Here is a 19718-nt window from a genome sequence, read left to right as displayed (position 1 = left end):
GAGCTTAGTTCTGGATGGAAATTTGTTCGCGGGTAGGGTCCGTGCTGTGGACCGCCAGCACGTTGATACCCATGGGGAAGGTTTGGTAGCCGTGCTCTTCCAGAAATTTCAACAGAGCCACTTTGTCGGTCTTGATGGACTCGATCAGCATTACGGGCTTGTGTTTCATGATGGTGTTGCGCCCGCCGGCCAGGGCTTCCAGCTCCATGCCTTCCACATCAATTTTGATGAAGTCAAGGCGTTTCAAATCCAGCGAGTCAATGGTCAGCATGCGCACCCGCTGGTTGCGCTCCGCATTGATAGCTTGGCCGATGAACTCGCTCTTGGCCGTTTGGCGCAGCTCCAGACTGCCGAAGCTTGCAGGCTGCAGGTAGTCGGGCACAGGGATGTCCAAAACGCCTTCTTCAGCCCCGATCGCACCATGAATGGCTTTGGCGTTGAAACAGTTGTTGATGGCGATGTTGCCGGCCAGTGCGTAATAAATGCGCTCCTGCGCCTCAATGGCAATCACGCTGCCACGTCCATAGAGAGCTTTCGCCCACTCCACAGTGTGGACCCCGAGGTTGGCGCCGCAGTCCAAGCCCACGACGCCATCGCCGAAATATTTATGCCGGATGTTGAGTAACTTGATGGCCGCACCTACTTCGTCCGGGTCAAAGCACCCTTGGTTGAAGAGCTGCCAGCCCACGCCATAGCCGCGCGTGGCGTCGATCATGCGGTAGTCGTTTTTGTTGGTGATCAGCGTGCCCTGGCTGGTGGACAGGATCACAAAGGGCGACGGGCGTTTGACGTAGTTCATGGTGTTCGGGGCTTGCAGGCCCGGGCAGCTTTGGCAACATCGGCCACCAGCGCCGCGACCGGCTCTGCCCATGCTCCCCGGGCAGATTGGCGGTACAGGCGCGCAGTGGGATACCACGGTGAGTCTGCCCTAGAGAGCAACCACCGCCAATCCGGAATAAGTGGCAAAAGTACCCGCACTTGGCGGCCTAAGCCGCCTGCAAGGTGGGCTACCGAGGTGTCCACGGTGACCAGTTCATCCACTTCGCTGAGGATGGCTGCGGTGTCTTCAAAGTTCTGAATCTCAGGGCTGAGATTCAGCAGCCTGCACCCATCGGATAGCTTGTCGATTTGCGCGAGGGCATCGCCTTTTTGTACGGAAAGGACGTCCACTCCTTCCAGCCGCAACAATACTTCCAGATGCTTGAGGGCCAGTGAGCGGTTGGCATCGTTGCCGTGGGTGGGGCGCCCTGCCCACACCAGTGCCACGCGGTAGGCGGGCGCGGGCCCCAGTCGAGTGCGCCAAAAGGTGCTGCGCTCGGGCAGCGCGCTCAAGTAGGGGACATTGGCCGGGATGGTGTGCACCTCGGTGCCGAAAGCAGCAGGCAAACTCAGAAGCGGGCACTGCAAGTCAAAGGGTGGAAGCTCACTCCCATTTGGAATCAATTGGGCTATGCCCTCCACGCGCCCGGCAATGCTCTGCACATCACTTTGCACGACGAGCAAGACCTTGGCGCCCTTGGTCGCCAGCAGCGGCAGGTAGCGCAAAAACTGGAACGTGTCGCCAAAGCCTTGTTCTGCGTGGACCAGAATGGTTTTGCCAGAGAGGTCCTGCCCCGTCCACAAGGGCTGAGAAAACTGCCTGACTTCCTTGGCATCCGGCTGGCTCCAGCGGCTCTCGTAATGTCGCCATCCGGCAGCCATATCGCCGGTCAGCAACTCCAACAATGCTTCATGGAGGGCAGCCCTGATGTGTCCCCCCGCCAATTGTTGTGCATGGCGGAAGGTTTGCAGGGCCTCTTCAAACAAACCATTTTCTTTGAGCGCGATGCCCAGGTTGTACAGGTATTCGCTGGAGCCGGGTACCAACGCTACGGCCTTGCGGGTGGCTTCCAGCGCCTCGGGCCAGCGGTGCAGGGCACCCAGTGTGTTGCCGAGGTTGGCTTGGGCTTGCGGACTTTGGGGCGCCACATGGACTGCGGTGGTCTGGTAACGAAGTGCACGCTCGAGATCGCCAGCAGCCTTGAAAAATGCGCCCGTGTTCGACCAATTTTCGGGGTCATTGGGGCTTTGCCTGCAGGCGCGCGAACCCATCATGAGAGCGGCATGGGTGTCGCCGGCGCGGAAAGCGGCAATGGCCAGGGCGCTCGCTGCGCGGGCATGGGTGGGGCACTCACGCAGCGCCTGCCAGAACGCGGGGCGTGCCAGTGCCGGCTCATTGCGCTCCAGCAGCACACGGCCTTGCTCCACGAGGGCATGGGCCGCCTGCTGACGCTGCTGGCCAGCGGCAGACTGCGGCTGCGCCAACTCATTCAAATCCTTGGTCAGGCTTTGCAGCACCGATGCCCAGTCCCGGTAGGCCGGTTGGCGCAGGATGCGCACACTGGGGTACCAAGGCGAATCCTCGCGGTGAAGCAGCCACCGCCAATCCGGCATCCAGGGAATGAGCAGCCATACCGGCAAGCCCAGGGCGCCCGCTACATGGCAGATGCTGGTGTCTACACACACGAGCAGGTCTACATGCACCAGGGCTGCTGCGGTATCGCCGAAGTCTTTGAGCAGCGGCGCCATGTCGGTCACCTTGGCGCGCTGTGCAGGAGTCAATGAGTCCAGATCCGCACTTCGGGCACCGACCTGGAAAGAGAAGAAATGCACACCGTCCAAGTCCCACAGCGCAGAGAGCGCGGAGAAGTCCATCGACCGGTTGGCATCGTTCTTGTGGGTGGGGTTACCCGCCCAGACAAGGCCCACCCGCAGCTTGCCCTGCATCTCCGGTTTCTGAAAATTCGACTCCCAATTTGCACTGCGACTATGGTCGAGCTTCAAATAGGGAATGACTTGTGGAATGTTGAGTGCGTCGGTGCCGGGCAGCGCAGGGCCCAGCAGATGCGGCAGGCTCAACAAGGGGCACACCACATCAAAGTGCGGTGTGCGCGCTCCTTCGTGCACCAGTTCCACATTGGCAGGCAGCACGGCCAGTGACGTCAAAGACTCCTGAATCAATAGCAGCACGCGCAGAGCCCGCTTGGCTGCAAGGTCGATATACCTTAAAAACTGCAGGGTGTCGCCCAAGCCTTGCTCGGCGTGGATAAGCAGAGTCTGGTCGGGCAAGGGCTGGCCTTGCCAGAGGGGCTTGGGGGTCTGCAGGCGCTTGGAGGGGAAGTCCGGCACGTCGAAGCGGCGCTCGTAGTCGGCAAAGCCACCGGGCAAGTCACCGGCCAAAAGCCTCGCCAGACCGCGGTTGTAGATCAGGCCTGCGTAGTCCGGACGTACCGCGATACCTCGCTCAAAACAGGCGAGGGTGCCCGGCAGGTCGCCCACAGCTTTGAAGTAGGCCCCGCAGTTCGACCAATTTTCGGGGTCATTGGGGCTTTGCCTGCAGGCGCGCGAACCCATCATGAGAGCGGCATGGGTGTCGCCGGCGCGGAAAGCGGCAATGGCCAGGGCGCTCGCTGCGCGGGCATGGGTAGGGCACTCACGCAGGGCCTGCCAGAACGCGGGGCGTGCCAGTGCCGGCTCATTGCGCTCCAGCAGCACACGGCCTTGCTCCACGAGGGCATGGGCCGCCTGCTGACGCTGCTGGCCAGCGGCAGACTGCGGCTGCGCCAACTCATTCAAATCCTTGGTCAGGCTTTGCAGCACCGATGCCCAGTCCCGGTAGGCCGGTTGGCGCAGGATGCGCACACTGGGGTACCAAGGCGAATCCTCGCGGTGAAGCAGCCACCGCCAATCCGGCATCCAGGGAATGAGCAGCCATACCGGCAAGCCCAGGGCGCCCGCTACATGGCAGATGCTGGTGTCTACACACACGAGCAGGTCTACATGCACCAGGGCTGCTGCGGTATCGCCGAAGTCTTTGAGCAGCGGCGCCATGTCGGTCACCTTGGCGCGCTGTGCAGGAGTCAATGAGTCCAGATCCGCACTTCGGGCACCGACCTGGAAAGAGAAGAAATGCACACCGTCCAAGTCCCACAGCGCAGAGAGCGCGGAGAAGTCCATCGACCGGTTGGCATCGTTCTTGTGGGTGGGGTTACCCGCCCAGACAAGGCCCACCCGCAGCTTGCCCTGCATCTCCGGTTTCTGAAAATTCGACTCCCAATTTGCACTGCGACTATGGTCGAGCTTCAAATAGGGAATGACTTGTGGAATGTTGAGTGCGTCGGTGCCGGGCAGCGCAGGGCCCAGCAGATGCGGCAGGCTCAACAAGGGGCACACCACATCAAAGTGCGGTGTGCGCGCTCCTTCGTGCACCAGTTCCACATTGGCAGGCAGCACGGCCAGTGACGTCAAAGACTCCTGAATCAATAGCAGCACGCGCAGAGCCCGCTTGGCTGCAAGGTCGATATACCTTAAAAACTGCAGGGTGTCGCCCAAGCCTTGCTCGGCGTGGATAAGCAGAGTCTGGTCGGGCAAGGGCTGGCCTTGCCAGAGGGGCTTGGGGGTCTGCAGGCGCTTGGAGGGGAAGTCCGGCACGTCGAAGCGGCGCTCGTAGTCGGCAAAGCCACCGGGCAAGTCACCGGCCAAAAGCCTTGCCAGACCGCGGTTGTAGATCAGGCCTGCGTAGTCCGGACGTACTGCGATGCCTCGCTCAAAACAGGCGAGCGCTTCGGGCATGGCGTGCTTCTCAGACCACAGCCTCGCCAAGGTGCCCCAGGCGTCTGCGTTGGTCGGGTCGGCACGCAACACAAGGGTGAGTTCACTGCGGGCTCGCTCCATCTGTTGGAGCTCCAGCAGGCACTTGGCCAGCATGAAACGGTATTCCCCAAGCTGGGGTTGCAGGGAGGAGGCGGTTTCGAAATAGTTCAGGGCTTTGTCAAAAGCACCTTGGCTGTACAGCAGGTTGCCGAGGTTGTTGTGCGCTGAGTGAAAACGTGGGTCCAGGGTCAGTGCGTGCTGATAGGCCTGTGCTGCGTCTTCGAGCCGTCCCAAGGCCTTGAGTGCCACACCCCGGTTGGCATGCGCTTTCGACTCTTGGGGAACCAACGCAATCAGCTGTTCGAACAGACCCAGCGCCTGCTGGTGCTCCCCCATGCTATTGCACAGGATACCCAGATTGTTCAGTGCATTGAGGTGCTCCGGTTCTTTCCGGAGCAGCGCTTCATACGCCTGGCGGGCGGCATCACCAAGCCCCGCACTTTGCAGTGACAGGGCCCGGGAAAACAGTTCATTCGATTCCTGTTTCGGTTGCCGTCCGGCCATTGAGCGTGTTTAAGTCCATTGGAAATCGGAAGCGCTGAGCGCTGCCGCGGAACTTCCAAGCAAGGTGAGCTTCATGTCGGCTGCGCCGTTGCCATCGGAGTCGATAAGCAGTGTACCGGTAGAGGTTCCACTGTTATAGGCCCAAGTAGCCTGTGCATTGCCCGTATTACTGAAGCTACTCACGATGCTGAAGGTGCCGTTTCCAAGGCCTTCGAACACGAGTTTGTCCTGACCAACCACGAAGTCGTTCACCGTATCCGCCACGGTCACGCTGGATTGCAGCGTGTCGCGGAACACAAAGCGGTCCGCGCCACTACCACCGATCAGGATATCGGCACCGTTGCTGCCGACCAAGGTGTCGTCGCCTGCGCCGCCGTTCAGCGTAGAACCCACAGTCGCCAGTGCCAGGGTGATGGTGTCATCTGCTGCACCACCGATGATGCTTTCAATGCCGGTGGCTGTCACATTGTTGGCGCCGGTGCCTGAGAGCGTGAGTTTGTCTGCACCGGCACCCAGATTGAAGGTCACTGAGTTGGCGACCTCGCCTAAGGTAATGTCGTCATTACCACCCGAAGCAATCAGGGTTTCCACACCCAGGATGGTCAACTGGTTGGTTCCGCTGGCGGCAAGCGTCAAGGTGTCGCTTGCGCCACCCAGATCGATGGTCGCACCGGTGATGGCGGTGGTGTAAGTGATGCGATCGCTGCCACTGTTGCCGTTGAGGAATTCAACGCCTGCCACAGACACGGTGTTCACACCGGAAGACAGGTTCAAGGTATCGCTACCGCCTGCCAGGTTGATCAAACCGCCGGAGAGCGTAGTGCTCAGGGTCACCGTATCTGCTCCGGAGTTGCCGACGATGGTTTCCACACCGGATGCCGTGAAGGTATTGGTGAAGTTGCCCAGGTTCAAGATGTCAGTACCACCCGCCAGGTTGTAGGTGGTGCCGTTGACAGCGGCAGTGAGTGTGATGGTGTCTGCTGCTGCGTTACCGGTGACCGTTTCAATGGTGCCGTCGGAAAGACTGAAGTTGTTGATACCGTTGAAGAGGCGCAACTCATCGACCCCGTCACCGCCTGTGAGGCTGGTGGCACCGGCGATTACTGCGCCAAATGTCACGATGTCACTACCCGTACCGCCGATGATGGTCTCCACATTGGAAGCGGTGAAGTCGTTTCCGTCGTTGCTGAGAATGATCTTGTCGCCCAAGGTTCCAAGATCAATCACATTGCCTGTCAAACCGGCTGTGAAGGTCAGGGTGTCAACAGCGCCGGAGCCCAGCACGCTTTCCACGTTCATGACGGTCAGGGTGTTGGCGCCCGTGCTGGCCAAAACCAGCTTGTCGGTGCCGGCACCCAGGTCATAGACCCCTGCAGTCTGCGCAACGGTCATGGTGATCGTGTCCGTACCCGCATTGCCCGTGAGTGTCTCTACCCCCGCCACGCTTGCCGTATTGTTGAAGTTGGCCAGCGTCAGGATGTCGGTACCGGAGCTGAGGTTGATCAGGCTGCCCACTGCTTGGGTGGTAAGCGTGATCGTGTCAGCGCCGGAGTTGCCGGTGATCGTTTCCACGTTGGCCAGTGTTGCCACGTTGGTGAAGTTGCCGAAGGTCACCGCATCTGCACCTGCGCCCAGACTGTAGGTGTTGCCGGTTGCTCCGTTGGTGCTCAGAGTGATGACGTCCGATGCGGAATTGCCTATCACGGTTTCCACCGAGTTGGTGAGCGTGATGTTGTTGACGCCATTGAACAGTCGCAGTACGTCGGTGCCGGCACCCAGGTTGAAGGAGCCACCTGCAGCAACGTTGCCCAGGGTGATGTCGTCTGCCCCGGCATTGCCCACAATGGTTTCCACACCAATCGCGGTCAGCGTATTGTCAAAATTGCCCAGCGTCAGGGTGTCTACCGTACCACCGCCCAAGTCATAGCGCCCGGCAGTGATCTGCGTCAGGAAAGTGATCTTGTCATCAGAGCTGCCGCCGACCACACTCTCCACATTGGACATGGTGAATGTGTTGGCTGCAGTCGCCAAGTTCAGCCTGTTGGTGCCGCCACCAAGGTCAATCACCGCGCCGGTCAGACCGGTTGCGAGTGTCACCGTGTCATCCGCAGCATTGGTCGTGATGGTTTCGGCATTGGACACCGTCAGGGTATTTGTGCCCGAACTCGCCGTCAGGGTCAGGGAGTCTGCCCCGGAACCCAGATTGATAATGGCAGCGGTGGTATTGGTCGTCACGGTGACTGTGTCGGCACCGGTGCCACCAGTGATGGTTTCCACGTTCGCCAGGGTAACGGTGTTGCTGGCTCCGGTCAGTGTCATTTGGTCTACACCGGCTCCGAGGTCAAAGCTTCGGCCTGCAACCGCTGCGCTCAGCGTGATGACGTCATTCGCGCCACCGGCAACCAGTGTCTCAATGTCGGTGTTCAGCGTCAGTGTGTTGGTACCGGCCGTAGCCAGTACCAGTATGTCGGTGCCCGATCCGAGAGAGATGTTGGCTCCGCTGATCGCGCTCGACAGCGTAACGGTGTCGTCGGCACCCAAGCCCACGATGGTTTCGATGTTGATGGCGGTCAAGGAGTTAGCGCCGGAGGCAGACAGGGTGAGCTTGTCGATACCCCCCGCGAGATCGAATGTTTGACCCGTGACGCTGTTGCCGAGGGTAATAAAGTCTGCCCCAGTGTTGGCAACCAGTGTTTCCACGTTGGTGACCGTCAGAGTGTTTGCACCGCTGAAAAGCACCAGTTTGTCACTGCCGTCTCCCAGGTTGATCGTACCTGCGGACACAGCTGCAGTCAGTGTCACCGTGTCGACCAGTGAGCCACCAAGCAGAGTCTCGACGGAATTTCCTATAGACAGATTGTTGGCGAAGGCGCCCAGCTGCAAGATGTCGGCACCGGACCCAAGGTCAATGCTTAATCCGGATGCAGCAGTTGCCAAAGTGATGGTGTCAGCGCCTGAGCCGCCCGTGATGGTCTCAATATTGGACAGCGTGGCACTGTTGGCTCCGTTGGCCAGGACCAACTTGTCCAGTCCTGCGCCCAGGTCAAAGATACCGTTTGTGGCCAGGGTACCCAATGTGATGGTGTTGACGCCCGATGTGCCAACGATGCTTTCCGTGTTCCGCACTGTCAGTGTGTTAATGCCGGTGGCCAAAGTCAGGACATCCGCGCCGGAACCCAAGTCATAGACCCCCGCAGATTGTGCTGCTGTCAGTGTGACCAAGTCAGCACCTGTGCTGCCGGTCAGTGTTTCCACGTCGCTCACCGTAACGGTATTGCCTGCGCCTGCCAGGGTCAACACGTCTGCACCACTGCCGAGGTTGTAGGTGTTGCCGCTGACGGCAGCGCTCAGTGTGATTACATCAGCTGCAGCGTTGCCCACAACCGTTTCAATGTCGCTACCGAGGGTCAGGGTAGTGGCTGCATTGGCCAGGTTCAGAATGTCCGTTCCACCACCCAGCACGATGCTGGTGGTTCCAGACAACCCGGCGCCCAGGGTGACGGTGTCATTGCCATTATTGCCAGTGATAGTTTCTGCACCTGTTGCCGTCAAGGTGTTGTTGAAACTGCCCAGCGTCAACGTATCAGCCCCAGATCCCAGGTTGAAAACCCCGTTGGTCGTTTGGGTGGACAGAGTGACATTGTCCGCTCCCGAGCCGCCCATGACCGACTCCACATCACCCAGGGTGACTGTGTTGGCTCCGGAGCCTGTTGCCATCAAGGTCAGGGTATCCGTTCCAGAGCCGAGGTTGTAAACACCACCGGTGACCGTAGCGCTGAGCACGATGGTGTCGTTGGCGGTACCGCCATTGACGGTCTCTACCGTGCTGTTCAGTGTCAGGGTGTTGTTGAAGTTCGCGAGCGAAAGGATGTCGGTACCTGCTCCCAGATCGAAGGATCCATTGCTGCTTGCAGCGGTCAAGGTGATGGTGTCGTCGCCTGTGCCTCCGGTGACAGTCTCTATATTGGCTGCGGTGATGGTGTTGGTGCCGTTGGCGAGCACCAAGCGGTCCGTGCCGCCGCCCAGGTCGTAGGTACGGCCGGTGACTGCGCTGGACAGGGTAATGAGGTCCGCGCCGGAGTTGCCGATCAGGGTTTCGATATCAGCGCCAACGGTCAGTGTGTTGGCTGCATTTGCCAGCGTCAGGGTGTCAGTGCCGGAACCCAGCACGATAGACCCACCACTGACGGCTGCACCCAGAGTCACACTGTCGTCGCCGGAGTTGCCGGCAATGCTTTCGGCGCCGGAAACGGTCAAGGAGTTGGTGCCGTTGGCCAGGGTAAGCACGTCTGCGCCGGAACCCAGATCGAAGACGCCGCCCGTGATGGTGGTGGACAGCGTGATGGTGTCAGCGCCCGAGCCGCCTTTCAGTGACTCGACGTTCGACAGGGTCACCGTGTTTGCACCGGTGCCGGTTGCCAGCAACACCAAGGTATCCGTACCCGAGCCCAAGTCGTAGGTGTTGCCTGCAGCTACAGCTGTCAGAGTGACCGCGTCGTTCGCGGTTCCGCCCACCAGGCTTTCAATCGCAGCGTCAATAGACAGGCTGTTGTTGAAGTTGGCCAAGGTCAGTACGTCGGCGCCTGCACCCAGGCTGACGGAGCCGCCGGAGATTGCAGTAGTCAGAGTGATCAAGTCATCACCGCTGTTACCCACGATGGTTTCCACATTGCCCAGCGATACGGTGTTGTTCGCGTTGAACAGGTTGACGCGGTCAGCACCTGCGCCGAGGTCGAAAGTGCCGCTGGTTTGGGCTGCACTCAAGGTCAAGGTGTCGGCACCGGTGCCGCCCACAATGGACTCTATGCCGCCCACGGTCAGTGTGTTGGCGCCATCAGCAAGGGTCAGTTGGTCGTTGCCTGTACCCAGGTCGTACACATGACCGCTTACCGCAGTGGTCAGCACGATGGTGTCGGCAGCCGAGCTGCCGGCCAAAGACTCGATGGAGCCGTTCAGGGTCAGGGTATTCGCCCCCAATCCAGACAAGGTCAGCCGGTCTGCGCCAGCGCCCAAGTCGTAGGTGTTGCCGGTGACGGCACCGTCCAAGGTCAGCGTGTCGGCGCCGGAGTTGCCCAGCACGCTTTCGACGTTGCTGCTCAGGGTGAAGCTGTTGGCTGCATTGGCCAGGATCAGGGTGTCGTTTCCACCGCCCAGATTGAATGCACCGGTGCTCACGCCACCATTGAAGGTCACCGTATCTGCACCTGAGCCGCCGGTGATGGTCTCTACCGTGTTGCTTGCTGTCAGGCTGTTGGTACCATCTGCCAAGATGATGGCGTCCGTGCCGGAACCCAGGTCGAAGTTGCCTGCGGTCACAGTCGTGAGCAGGGTGATGACGTCAGCGCCAGCGCCACCGGTAATGCTCTCCAGGTTGGAGGCTGTGACCGTGTTGCCGCCTGCTGCCAGGAACAATTTGTCCACGCCGACACCCAGATCCAATTGAGCACCTGCTACCGCTGCACCGAAGGTGATGACGTCGGCTCCTGCATTGCCTTCCACAGACTCCACATTGGTCAGGGTCAAGGTGTTGCCGCCGGTGGCGAGGGTGACTTTGTCACCGGTGCCGGCGCCCAGATCCACCACCGCATTGAACGGGCTGGCATTGGTCATGGTGATGACGTCATTGCCGTTACCGCCAGTCAAGGATTCCACGTTGTTGATGGTGGCGACGTTGCCGCCGTCGGCCAGGGTCAGGCGGTCGCTGTCGTTGGAGCCTGCCAGGTTGACCGTGCCGCCGGACAGGGTGGTGGTCAAGGTGACCACATCATTGCTGCCATTGCCGGTTACGGATTCGACGTTTGCCAGCGTGACGTTGTTGTTGCCCGCGCCGGAGAGCTGAACGGTATCGTTGCCGCCGGCGAGATCCAGGCTGGCACCATTGATGGCGGCTCCGAGTGTGACGTTGTCGTCCCCGGCGTTACCGGTGATGGACTCCACATTGGAAGCTGTCAGCAGGTTGGTGCCACTGGCCAGGGTCAGGCTGTCGGAGCCACCCGCCAGGTCATACACTCCGCCGGATACGGCTTGGGTCAGTGTCAAAGTGTCGGCAGCAGCGCCGCCGATGACCTGTTCCACACTCGCATCCAAGCTCAAAACGTTGGCAGCAGCGCCGGACAGGGTCAGCCGGTCCACGCCAGCCCCGAGGTTGAATACACCGCTGCTTTGCGCTGCACCCAAGGTGATGGTGTCTGCGCCTGTGCCGCCAGTCAGTGTCTCCACGCCGGTTGCGGTCAAGTTGTTGCTGCCGTTGGCCAGGATCAAATGGTCAGATCCGCCTGCCAGATCGATGTTGCCATTGCTGATGACGGAGCTGAGAGTCACGATATCGACACCCGAGTTTCCGATGATGGTCTCGACGTTGCTGGCGGACAGCGTGTTGGCGCCGTTGGCCAGTGTCAACTTGTCAGTGGTACCGCCACCCAAGTCGACCAGCAAGTTGGTGGTCACGGTGGTCAGGGTCACGTCATCCGTGCCGGAGCCGCCCACAATGCTTTCTACATCGCTGGCGGTAATGGTGTTGGTGCCGCTGGCCAGGGTCAGACGGTCTGTCCCGGCCCCCAGGTTGTAGACGGTGCCGGTGGCTGCTGCTGTCAAGGTGATGTTGTCAGCCAGCGTACCGCCAGTGACTGTTTCAACCGTTGCGTTCAGGGACAGGGTGTTGGCTGCGTCGGCCAGAATCACACGGTCTGTTCCGCCGCCCAGATCCACCGAAATGCCGCTTACCGCTGCAGTGAAGGTTACCGTGTCGTTCACTGAGCCGCTGCCGGCAATGGTTTCAATGTTGTTGACGGTAACCGTGTTGGCGCCTGCGCTGGACAAGATCAACTTGTCACCCGAGCCGACGCCCAGATCGTAGGTTTGGCCTGTGACGGCACCACCCAAAGTCACTATGTCGTCACCTGCGCCACCCACCAGGCTTTCGACCGAGGCTGCCACTGTCAGCGTATTGCCCGCTGCACCCAATGTGAGAGTGTCAGCGCCCGCGCCCAGATCAATGGAGCCACCGCTGACGCTGGTGGCCAGGGTGATGCTGTCGTCGCCGCTGCCGGTCGCCTGAATGGTCTCGACGTTGCTAACGGTGAGTGTGGTTCCGCCAGCAGCCAAGGTCAGGCTGTCTGCGCCCGAGCCGAGGTCGATGCTGGCCCCGCTGATGGCCGCACCCAGTACCACCGTGTCCGCTGCACTTCCGCCGGTGATGGTTTCAATGCCTGTGGCGGTTAGTGTGTTGGCACCCGCACCGGACAGTATGAGTGTGTCAGTGCCGCTGCCTAGGTCGAAAACCGCGTTGGTGACGGCAGCGCCCAAGGAGATGGCGTCAGCCAGTGTGCCGCCAACGATGCTTTCAATGCCTGACACCGATACGGTGTTGGCAATGTTGGTCAGCGTGAGCGTATCCGCACCGGAGCCGCCCACGATCGATTCGACGTTAGTCGTTGTGATGGCGTTGGTGCCATTGGCCAGCACCACCTTATCGCTGCCTGCAGCGAGGTCGATCGTGGCTGTCGTCGTTGCAGCACTGAAGGTAACGGTGTCCGCACCGGCATCGCCGGTGAGAGTCTCGACTCCTGCCACAGTCAGGGCATTGGTGCCGTTGGCCAGTGTCAGGCTGTCGCTTCCGCTGCCCAAATTTACTACCGCGCCGGTCACGCTGATACCCAGCGTCACAGTGTCTGCGCCTGTACCGCCTGTCAGCGTCTCGACGTTGGATACGGTAAAGACGCCGTCGCTGTTGGACAGGGTCAGTACGTCCGCACCGCTGCCCAAGTCCACGGTGCCTGCAGAGCTGCCGGCCCCCAAGGTAATCGCGTCAGATCCGGTGCCTCCCGTGATGGACTCTACGTTGCTCACACTCAAGGTGTTGGCACCGTTGGCCAGCACCAGTGCATCGTTGCCTGCTGCGAGGTTGATGGTCACGCCCGATGCGGCCACTGCCAGAGTCAGGGTGTCGTCGCCGGTTCCCCCGGTGACGGACTCCACGTTTTGTGTGGTGACGGTGTTGGTGCCGTCTGCCAGTGTCACGCTGTCGGTTCCCGAACCGAGGTTCACGACAGTGCCGGTCAAGGCGCTGCCGAACGTGACGCTGTCAGCGCCCGTGCCGCCATTGAGCGTTTCGACGTTGCTGATCGTGACCGTGTTCACGCCATTGGCCAGGTTCAGCGTGTCTGTGCCCGCACCCAGGTTGACGTTCACCGCAGCGGTATCGGTAAGTGTGATGGTGTCTGCGCCGGAGTCACCGATTACGGTTTCCACGCCGGTCAGGGTCAGGGCGTTGTCTTCGTTGAATAGGGTGAGCGAGTCGCCGGTGCCTGCCGCGAGGTTCACCACGCCGCCAGTGACGCCCGCACCGAAGGTGATGACGTCGTTGCCTGCATTGCCGGTGATGGTTTCCACGCCGGTAGCGCTGATCGTGTTGTTGCCTGTTGCGAGCACCAGAGTGTCAGCTCCGGCCCCCAGGTTGGCGTCGAGACTGGCGACGTTGGTCGACAGCGTCACGGTATCCGCGCCCGAGTCACCGATGATGGTTTCTACGTTGGTGATGGTCAGGTTATTCGGTGCATCAAACAAGGTCAGGATGTCCGTACCGCCCGCCAGGTCGACTTGCACACCACTGACGCTATTGCCCAGTGCCACGGTATCGGCCGCGGCGTTACCGACGATGGATTCGGCGTTTTTGACGGTCAGCGTGTTGGCGAAGTTGCCCAGGTTCAGTACGTCTGCACCGGCGCCAAGATCTATCTGGCCTGCGGTGCTTGCGTCGCCCAGAGTCAGTGTGTCAGCGCCTGTGCCACCGTTGATGGTTTCCACGCCAGTCGCGGTGAGGCTGTTGGTGCCGTTGGCCAGTGTGACTTTGTCGGCGGTGCCCGCACCCAGATTGATTTGGCCTGCAGTGAGTGTGGTGGTGAGGGTGACCTGGTCTACCCCGGAGTTGCCGGTGACCGACTCTATGTTCGAGAGCGTCACGCTATTGGAGGCATTGGCCAGTGTCAGGCTGTCTGCACCACCGCCGAGGTCCAAGCGCATGTTGGCGACACCGGTACTCAGAACAATGGTGTCGTCGCCAGCGCCTGCAGTCAGGCTTTCGATGCTGTTGCCCAAAGTCAGTACGTTGTTGCCGCCTGCAAGATTCAGGCGGTCGCCCGCACCGGCACCCAGGTCGTAGCTGCCGCTGGTGACCGTGGCACTCACGGTGATGGTGTCATTGCCGGCGCTGCCGACCACGGTTTCTACTGTGGTGTCCAGCGTCAGGGTGGAGCCCACGCCGCCCGCCAATGTCAGGGTATCCGTACCGGAACCCAAAGAAATGGTGCCGCCGCTCAAGGCGGTTCCCAGGGTGACACTGTCGTCGCCGGTGCCGCCGGTGATGGTTTCTACACCCGTGGCGGTCAGGCTGTTGGTGCCGTTGGCAAGGGTCAGACTGTCGTTACCTGCATTCAGGTTGATGACACCGGCTGTGATGGCAGTGGCCAGGGTGATCGTGTCATCGCCGTTGGCGCCGGTAATGGTTTCGATGTCACTCGCAGTGAGCGAGTTGGCAGATATGCTGGTCAGTGTCAGGGTGTCAGTGCCCGAACCCAGCTGGTAAATGCCGCCAGTGACTGCGGCCGTCAGCGTGATGGAATCTGCCAATGTGCCGCCCACCACGGTCTCTACCGTGGCATTCAGAGACAGCGTGTTGACCGCATCCGCCAGAATGATTTTGTCTTGGGTGCCCGCGCCCAGATCGATGCTGGTGCCCGATACGGCGGCAGTGAAAGTGACCGTGTCGTTGGCAGTTCCCCCTGCAACAGTTTCCACGCCCACCGCGGTGATGGAGTTAGCGCCTGCGCTGGACAGGGTCAAACGGTCACCTGTGCCGGCTCCCAGGTCGTAGGTCAAGCCGGTAACGGCGCTGCCGACGGTGATCAGGTCGTTGCCCGATCCACCAACCACGGTTTCAATGCTTCCGCTGACAGTCAGGGTGTTGCCGCCGTTGGCCAGATTCAAGGTGTCGGTGCCAGTGCCCAGATCGAAGCTGCCGCCGCTAACGGTGGTGCTCAGGGTCACTGCATCGTCACCGGTGCTGCCCACAACGGTTTCTACGGCAGACACGGTGATGGCGCTGCCGTTGCCCGCCAGGGTCAGGGTATCGGTACCGCCGCCGCCAACCACGCTTTCCACGTTGGTGGCGGTGAGACTGTTGGTGCCACTGGCCAGGCGGAGGATGTCGATCCCGGCCTTGAGGTCAAATGTTGCACCGGTCACCGCCGCACCCAGAGTGATGCTGTCATCCAACGTGCCGCCGGTCAGGCTTTCGATGGAGGACACAGTCAAGGCGTTGGCAATGTCGGTAAGGGTCAGTGTGTCGGTTGCTGTGCCGCCGGTGATGGTCTCGACACCGCTGGTAGTGAGCGTGTTCGCGACGTTGGTGAGCACTAGGGTGTCGGTTCCTGCGCCACCGGTAACCGTTTCCACGCCCACGGTGGTGACTTGGTTGGTTCCACCTGCGAGGGTCAGGGCGTCAGCACCTGCACCCAGTGTCACGGTGATGCCACTGGCCGCGCTACCGATGGTGACAAGGTCGTCACCGGTGCCGCCGGTGGTGGTTTCCACGCCTGTCAGGGTATAGGAACCACCGTCTGCGGAGAGCGTCAACGCATCTGTTCCGCTACCCAGATCAATCGTGCCTGCAGTCGTGCCCGCGCCCAGGGTGACGGTGTCTGCGCCGGTTCCGCCGCTGATGGACTCAATGCCCGTGGCGGTCAGAACGTTGGTGCCATTGGCCAGTGTCAGCTGGTCAGTGCCGGCCAACAGGTCAATACTGGCGCCGTTGATGGCCGCCCCCAGGGTGATGTTGTCGGCACCTGCGTTGCCAGTGATGCTTTCGGTTCCGGACACGGTCAGGGTGTTGCCGCCGGCGGCCAGCGTCAAGCTGTCAGCGCCAACACCGAGGTTGACCGTACCTGCTGCTACCGCTGCGCCGAAGGTCACCGTATCAGCCGCAGAGCTACCGGTGAAGCTTTCCACGTTGCTGACGGTAATGGTGTTTGCTCCGGTGCCGTTGCCCAGGATGACCTGGTCGGCGCCGACGCCGAGGTCGTACACGCCTGTTCCAGCCGTCAGCGAGTTGAAGGTCACTACATCGTCGCCGACACCACCTGTGACGGTCTCAATGTTGGCGACACTGATGTTGTGATTTTCGACGGACAGGGTCAGCACGTCGGTGCCCGCGCCTAGGTCGAAGATGGCATTGGAAATGCCTGCGCCCAATGTAATTTGGTCTGCACCAGCATTACCCAATACGCTTTCGGCACCTGCCACCGTCAAGGTATTGGTGCCGTTCGCCAGAATCAGTTTGTCTGCGGTACCGGCGCCAAGTTCGATATCTCCCGCCGCTTGCGCCGCGCCCAGTGTCAGTGTGTCGGCACCGGAGTTGCCGACGATGGTTTCTATGCCCGTAGCAGTGATGACGTTGGTGCCATCGGCAAGGTTCAATTGGTCGGTACCACCTGCCAGGTCAATGACAGCGCTGGTGCTGGCGGCTCCCAGGGTCACGGTGTCGTCACCGCCGACACCGGTAATGCTTTCGATGTTGGATGCGGTCAGCGTGTTGGTGCCTGTGGTCAGGGTCAGGGAGTCGGTGCCGGCACCGAGGTTGAACACCCCACCTACGCTGGCATCGCCCAGAGTCAGGGTATCGGCGCCTGTGCCACCGGTGACGGTTTCAACCGCAGTGGTTGTGAGGCTGTTGTCAGAGTCCGCGAGCACGATCCGGTCAGTGGTGCCGCCTGCCAGATTGAACTGGCCGTTGGTGACTGCTGTGCGCAACGTAATCTGGTCGGCACCGGAGTTACCGGTGATGGATTCCAGGTTGGAGACCTGCAGGATGTTGGCTGCGTTAGCCAGTGTCAGTTTGTCAGCGCCGCCAGCACTGTCAATCTGCATGTTGATCACACCTTGGGTGAGGGTGATGTCATCAGCGCCGTTTCCGCCAATCAGGGTCTCCACACTGCCGTTCAAGGTGACCGTGTTGCCGCCGTCGGCCAGGTTCAGGCGGTCGGAGCCTGCGCCCAGATCGAAGGTGGTGCCCGACGCTACAGCGGCACTCATCGTGATCGTGTCCGCACCGGAACTGCCGACCAGGCTTTCAATCGTGCCGTCCAGCGTGAGTGTGGAAGCGCCACCCAACGTCAGTTGGTCGGCTCCTGCCCCGAGGCTGAAAGAGCCACCGGTAACGCCGCCGCTGAAGGTGACGTTGTCTGCACCACCACCACCGGTGATGGTTTCCACGCCACTGACCGTCAAGGTGTTGGCTCCGGTGCCAGCGTCCAACGCCAATATGTCGGTTCCCGCACCCAGTGCCACGGTGGCACCAGTCACAGAGCCGGAGAGGGATACCGTGTCGTTGCCTGTGCCGCCGGTGATGGTTTCGATATTGCTGGCCGTCAGGCTGTTGGTGCCATTGGCCAGAGTCAAGCTGTCGCTGCCGCTGGCCAGATCTACCGTTGCGCCGGTGATGACTGCGCCGAAGGTCACGGTATCCGCGCCGCTGCCGCCCAAGACACTTTCAACGCCGGTTGCGGTCAGGACGTTGGTTGCGGTATCCAGCAGGTTCAGAACGTCGGCGCCGGCGCCCAGGCTCACGCTATTGCCCGAAATGGCAGCTGTAGTCAGCGTAATGGTGTCGTTGCCGGTGCCGCCGGTAATGGTTTCTACGTTGGCTGCGCTGAGCGCGTTGGTGCCATTGGCCAGCGTCAGGCTGTCGACACCACCTGCCAGATCAATAGTGCCGCTGGTTTGTGCCGCACCCAGCGTAATGACATCGGAATTGGCCTCCCCGGTGATGGACTCCACGTTGGAGACAGTCAAGGTGTTGCCGCCGGAGGCGAGCGCCAGAGAGTCGGCGCCAGCGGCCAAGTCGATGGTGGCTCCGGAAGTGGCTGCAGTCAGCGTCAGGACATCGGCTCCGCCGCCGCCTGTAATCGATTCCACGCCGCTGGCGCTCAGGGTGTTGCCACCCGCGGCCAGGGTCAGGCTGTCGGCACCAGAGCCGAGGTTGGCAATGGCGCCCGTGATGGCGGCTCCGAATACCACCGTGTCTGCGCCGGTGCCGCCGGTAACGGTTTCCACGTTACTGGCGGTGAGGCTGTTGGTGCCGTTGGCCAGGGTAATGCTGTCAGCGCCGGAGCCCAATTGGTAGACACCGGCAGTCACCGTACCGCCCATGGTGACGGTGTCGTCACCTGTGCCGCCTGTCAGGGTTTCGATACCGGTGGCGTTCAGGGTGTTGGTGCCGTTGGTCAGCGTGAGGGTGTCAACTCCAGCGCCGGCGCCGAGGTTGAAAACACCGCCGGTCGTAGCCGTCAACAGCGTGACGGTGTCGTCACCGGTGCCGGCGGAAACGGACTCGACGTTGGAAGCGGTGATGACGTTGGTGCCTGCCGCCAGCGTCAGGGTGTCATTGCCCGCGGCGAGGTCAAAAACGCCGGTTTGTGCGGCGCCAAGGGTAAGGGTGTCAGCACCGGCGCCGCCGGTGACGGACTCGACGTTGGACAGAGTGACCGTGTTTCCGCTGCCTGCAAAAGTGATCTGGTCGGCGCCATCGCCGAGGTTGATGCTGCCACTGGCCTGTGCCGCGCCGATGGTGATCACGTCGTCGCCACTGGCGGAGGTGGTGATGGTCTCGGCGTTGGAAATGGATGCGGTGTTGCCGCCTCCGGCAAGCGTCAGGGAGTCAGTGCCGGCCAGCAGGTCAATAACGCCCGCAGAGGCGATGGCGGTCGTCAGGGTGATGGTGTCGTTGCTGGTGCCGCCGGTGACGGTTTCCGCACCTGCCACGTTCACCGAGTTCACACCGTTGCTAAAGGTGATGGTGTCATTGCCGGCGCCCAGATCAAAACTGCCGGAAGTTACTGCGGTATTGAGCGTCAGCACGTCGGCACCACTGCCCAAACTGACGTTTGCCGCGCCGAAGGAGCCTCCCATGGTCACGGTGTCGTCCCCGGCCACACCGACCACGGTTTCGACGTTGTTCAGTGTTATGGTGTTGGTGCCGGTGGTGAGGGTGACCTTGTCGCTGCCAGCGCCCAAGTCCATGGTGACGCCGGTGGCGGCTGCAGACAGGGTCAGCGTGTCTGCACCTGAATTGCCGGTGACCGACTCGATGTTGGCGATGGTTCCGGTATTGGCAAAGTTGCCCAAGGTAAGGCTGTCGGTGCCGGCCCCTAGGTCAATCAGGGTGTTGCTGACATCCGTCAGCTGGGAGCTGATGGTGATCGTGTCCGCCCCCGTTCCCCCCATGATCGTGTCGATGTTTCCGGGCAGGGTCAGATTGCTGTCGCCGCCGGATATGGTGATCGTGGTCATGGTAGGCCTCTCGGATTAAGTGTCTGCTGGCAATTTTTTGGCCGCACGGCAGGTAACCCGGGTCACCCACTTCAACAATACGGCCTCTCCACGGTATTACGTCAAATCTGAAAAAATCTTGAGGCCGATGGGCCACAAGCCGGAAATATTCCGCTTTTCAGGGTTTATGACGAAGTGCA

Annotated in this window: 3 protein-coding genes; all 3 read right to left on the bottom strand. The window is 61.0% G+C overall.

Going from position 1 to position 19718, the window contains the following annotated elements; genetic code table 11:
- Window positions 1-4: 4 nt before the first annotated feature.
- The 3 genes from ACOAP0_RS06710 to ACOAP0_RS06700 are packed head-to-tail and all read right to left on the bottom strand — an operon-like array spanning window position 5 to window position 19539.
- Window positions 5-799, bottom strand: coding sequence for an FkbM family methyltransferase (locus ACOAP0_RS06710; RefSeq protein WP_498375068.1), 795 nt, complete (start codon window positions 797-799; stop codon window positions 5-7).
- Window positions 796-5196: a tetratricopeptide repeat protein gene (locus tag ACOAP0_RS06705; protein ID WP_498375069.1), complete on the bottom strand. Its 4401-nt coding sequence runs from the start codon at window positions 5194-5196 to the stop codon at window positions 796-798. Before ACOAP0_RS06705 ends, ACOAP0_RS06710 begins: the two co-directional genes overlap by 4 nt.
- 9 nt (window positions 5197-5205) lie before the next feature.
- Entirely contained in the window at window positions 5206-19539 is a 14334-nt protein-coding gene (locus tag ACOAP0_RS06700) for a hypothetical protein (RefSeq protein WP_498375070.1), read from the bottom strand.
- Between the last annotated feature and the right edge of the window lie 179 nt (window positions 19540-19718).

The organism is Curvibacter sp. Hmag1.1 (assembly GCF_059769165.1).
The sequence above is the reverse complement of the archived record's forward strand: the minus strand, read 5'-3'. Positions and strand labels throughout refer to the sequence as shown.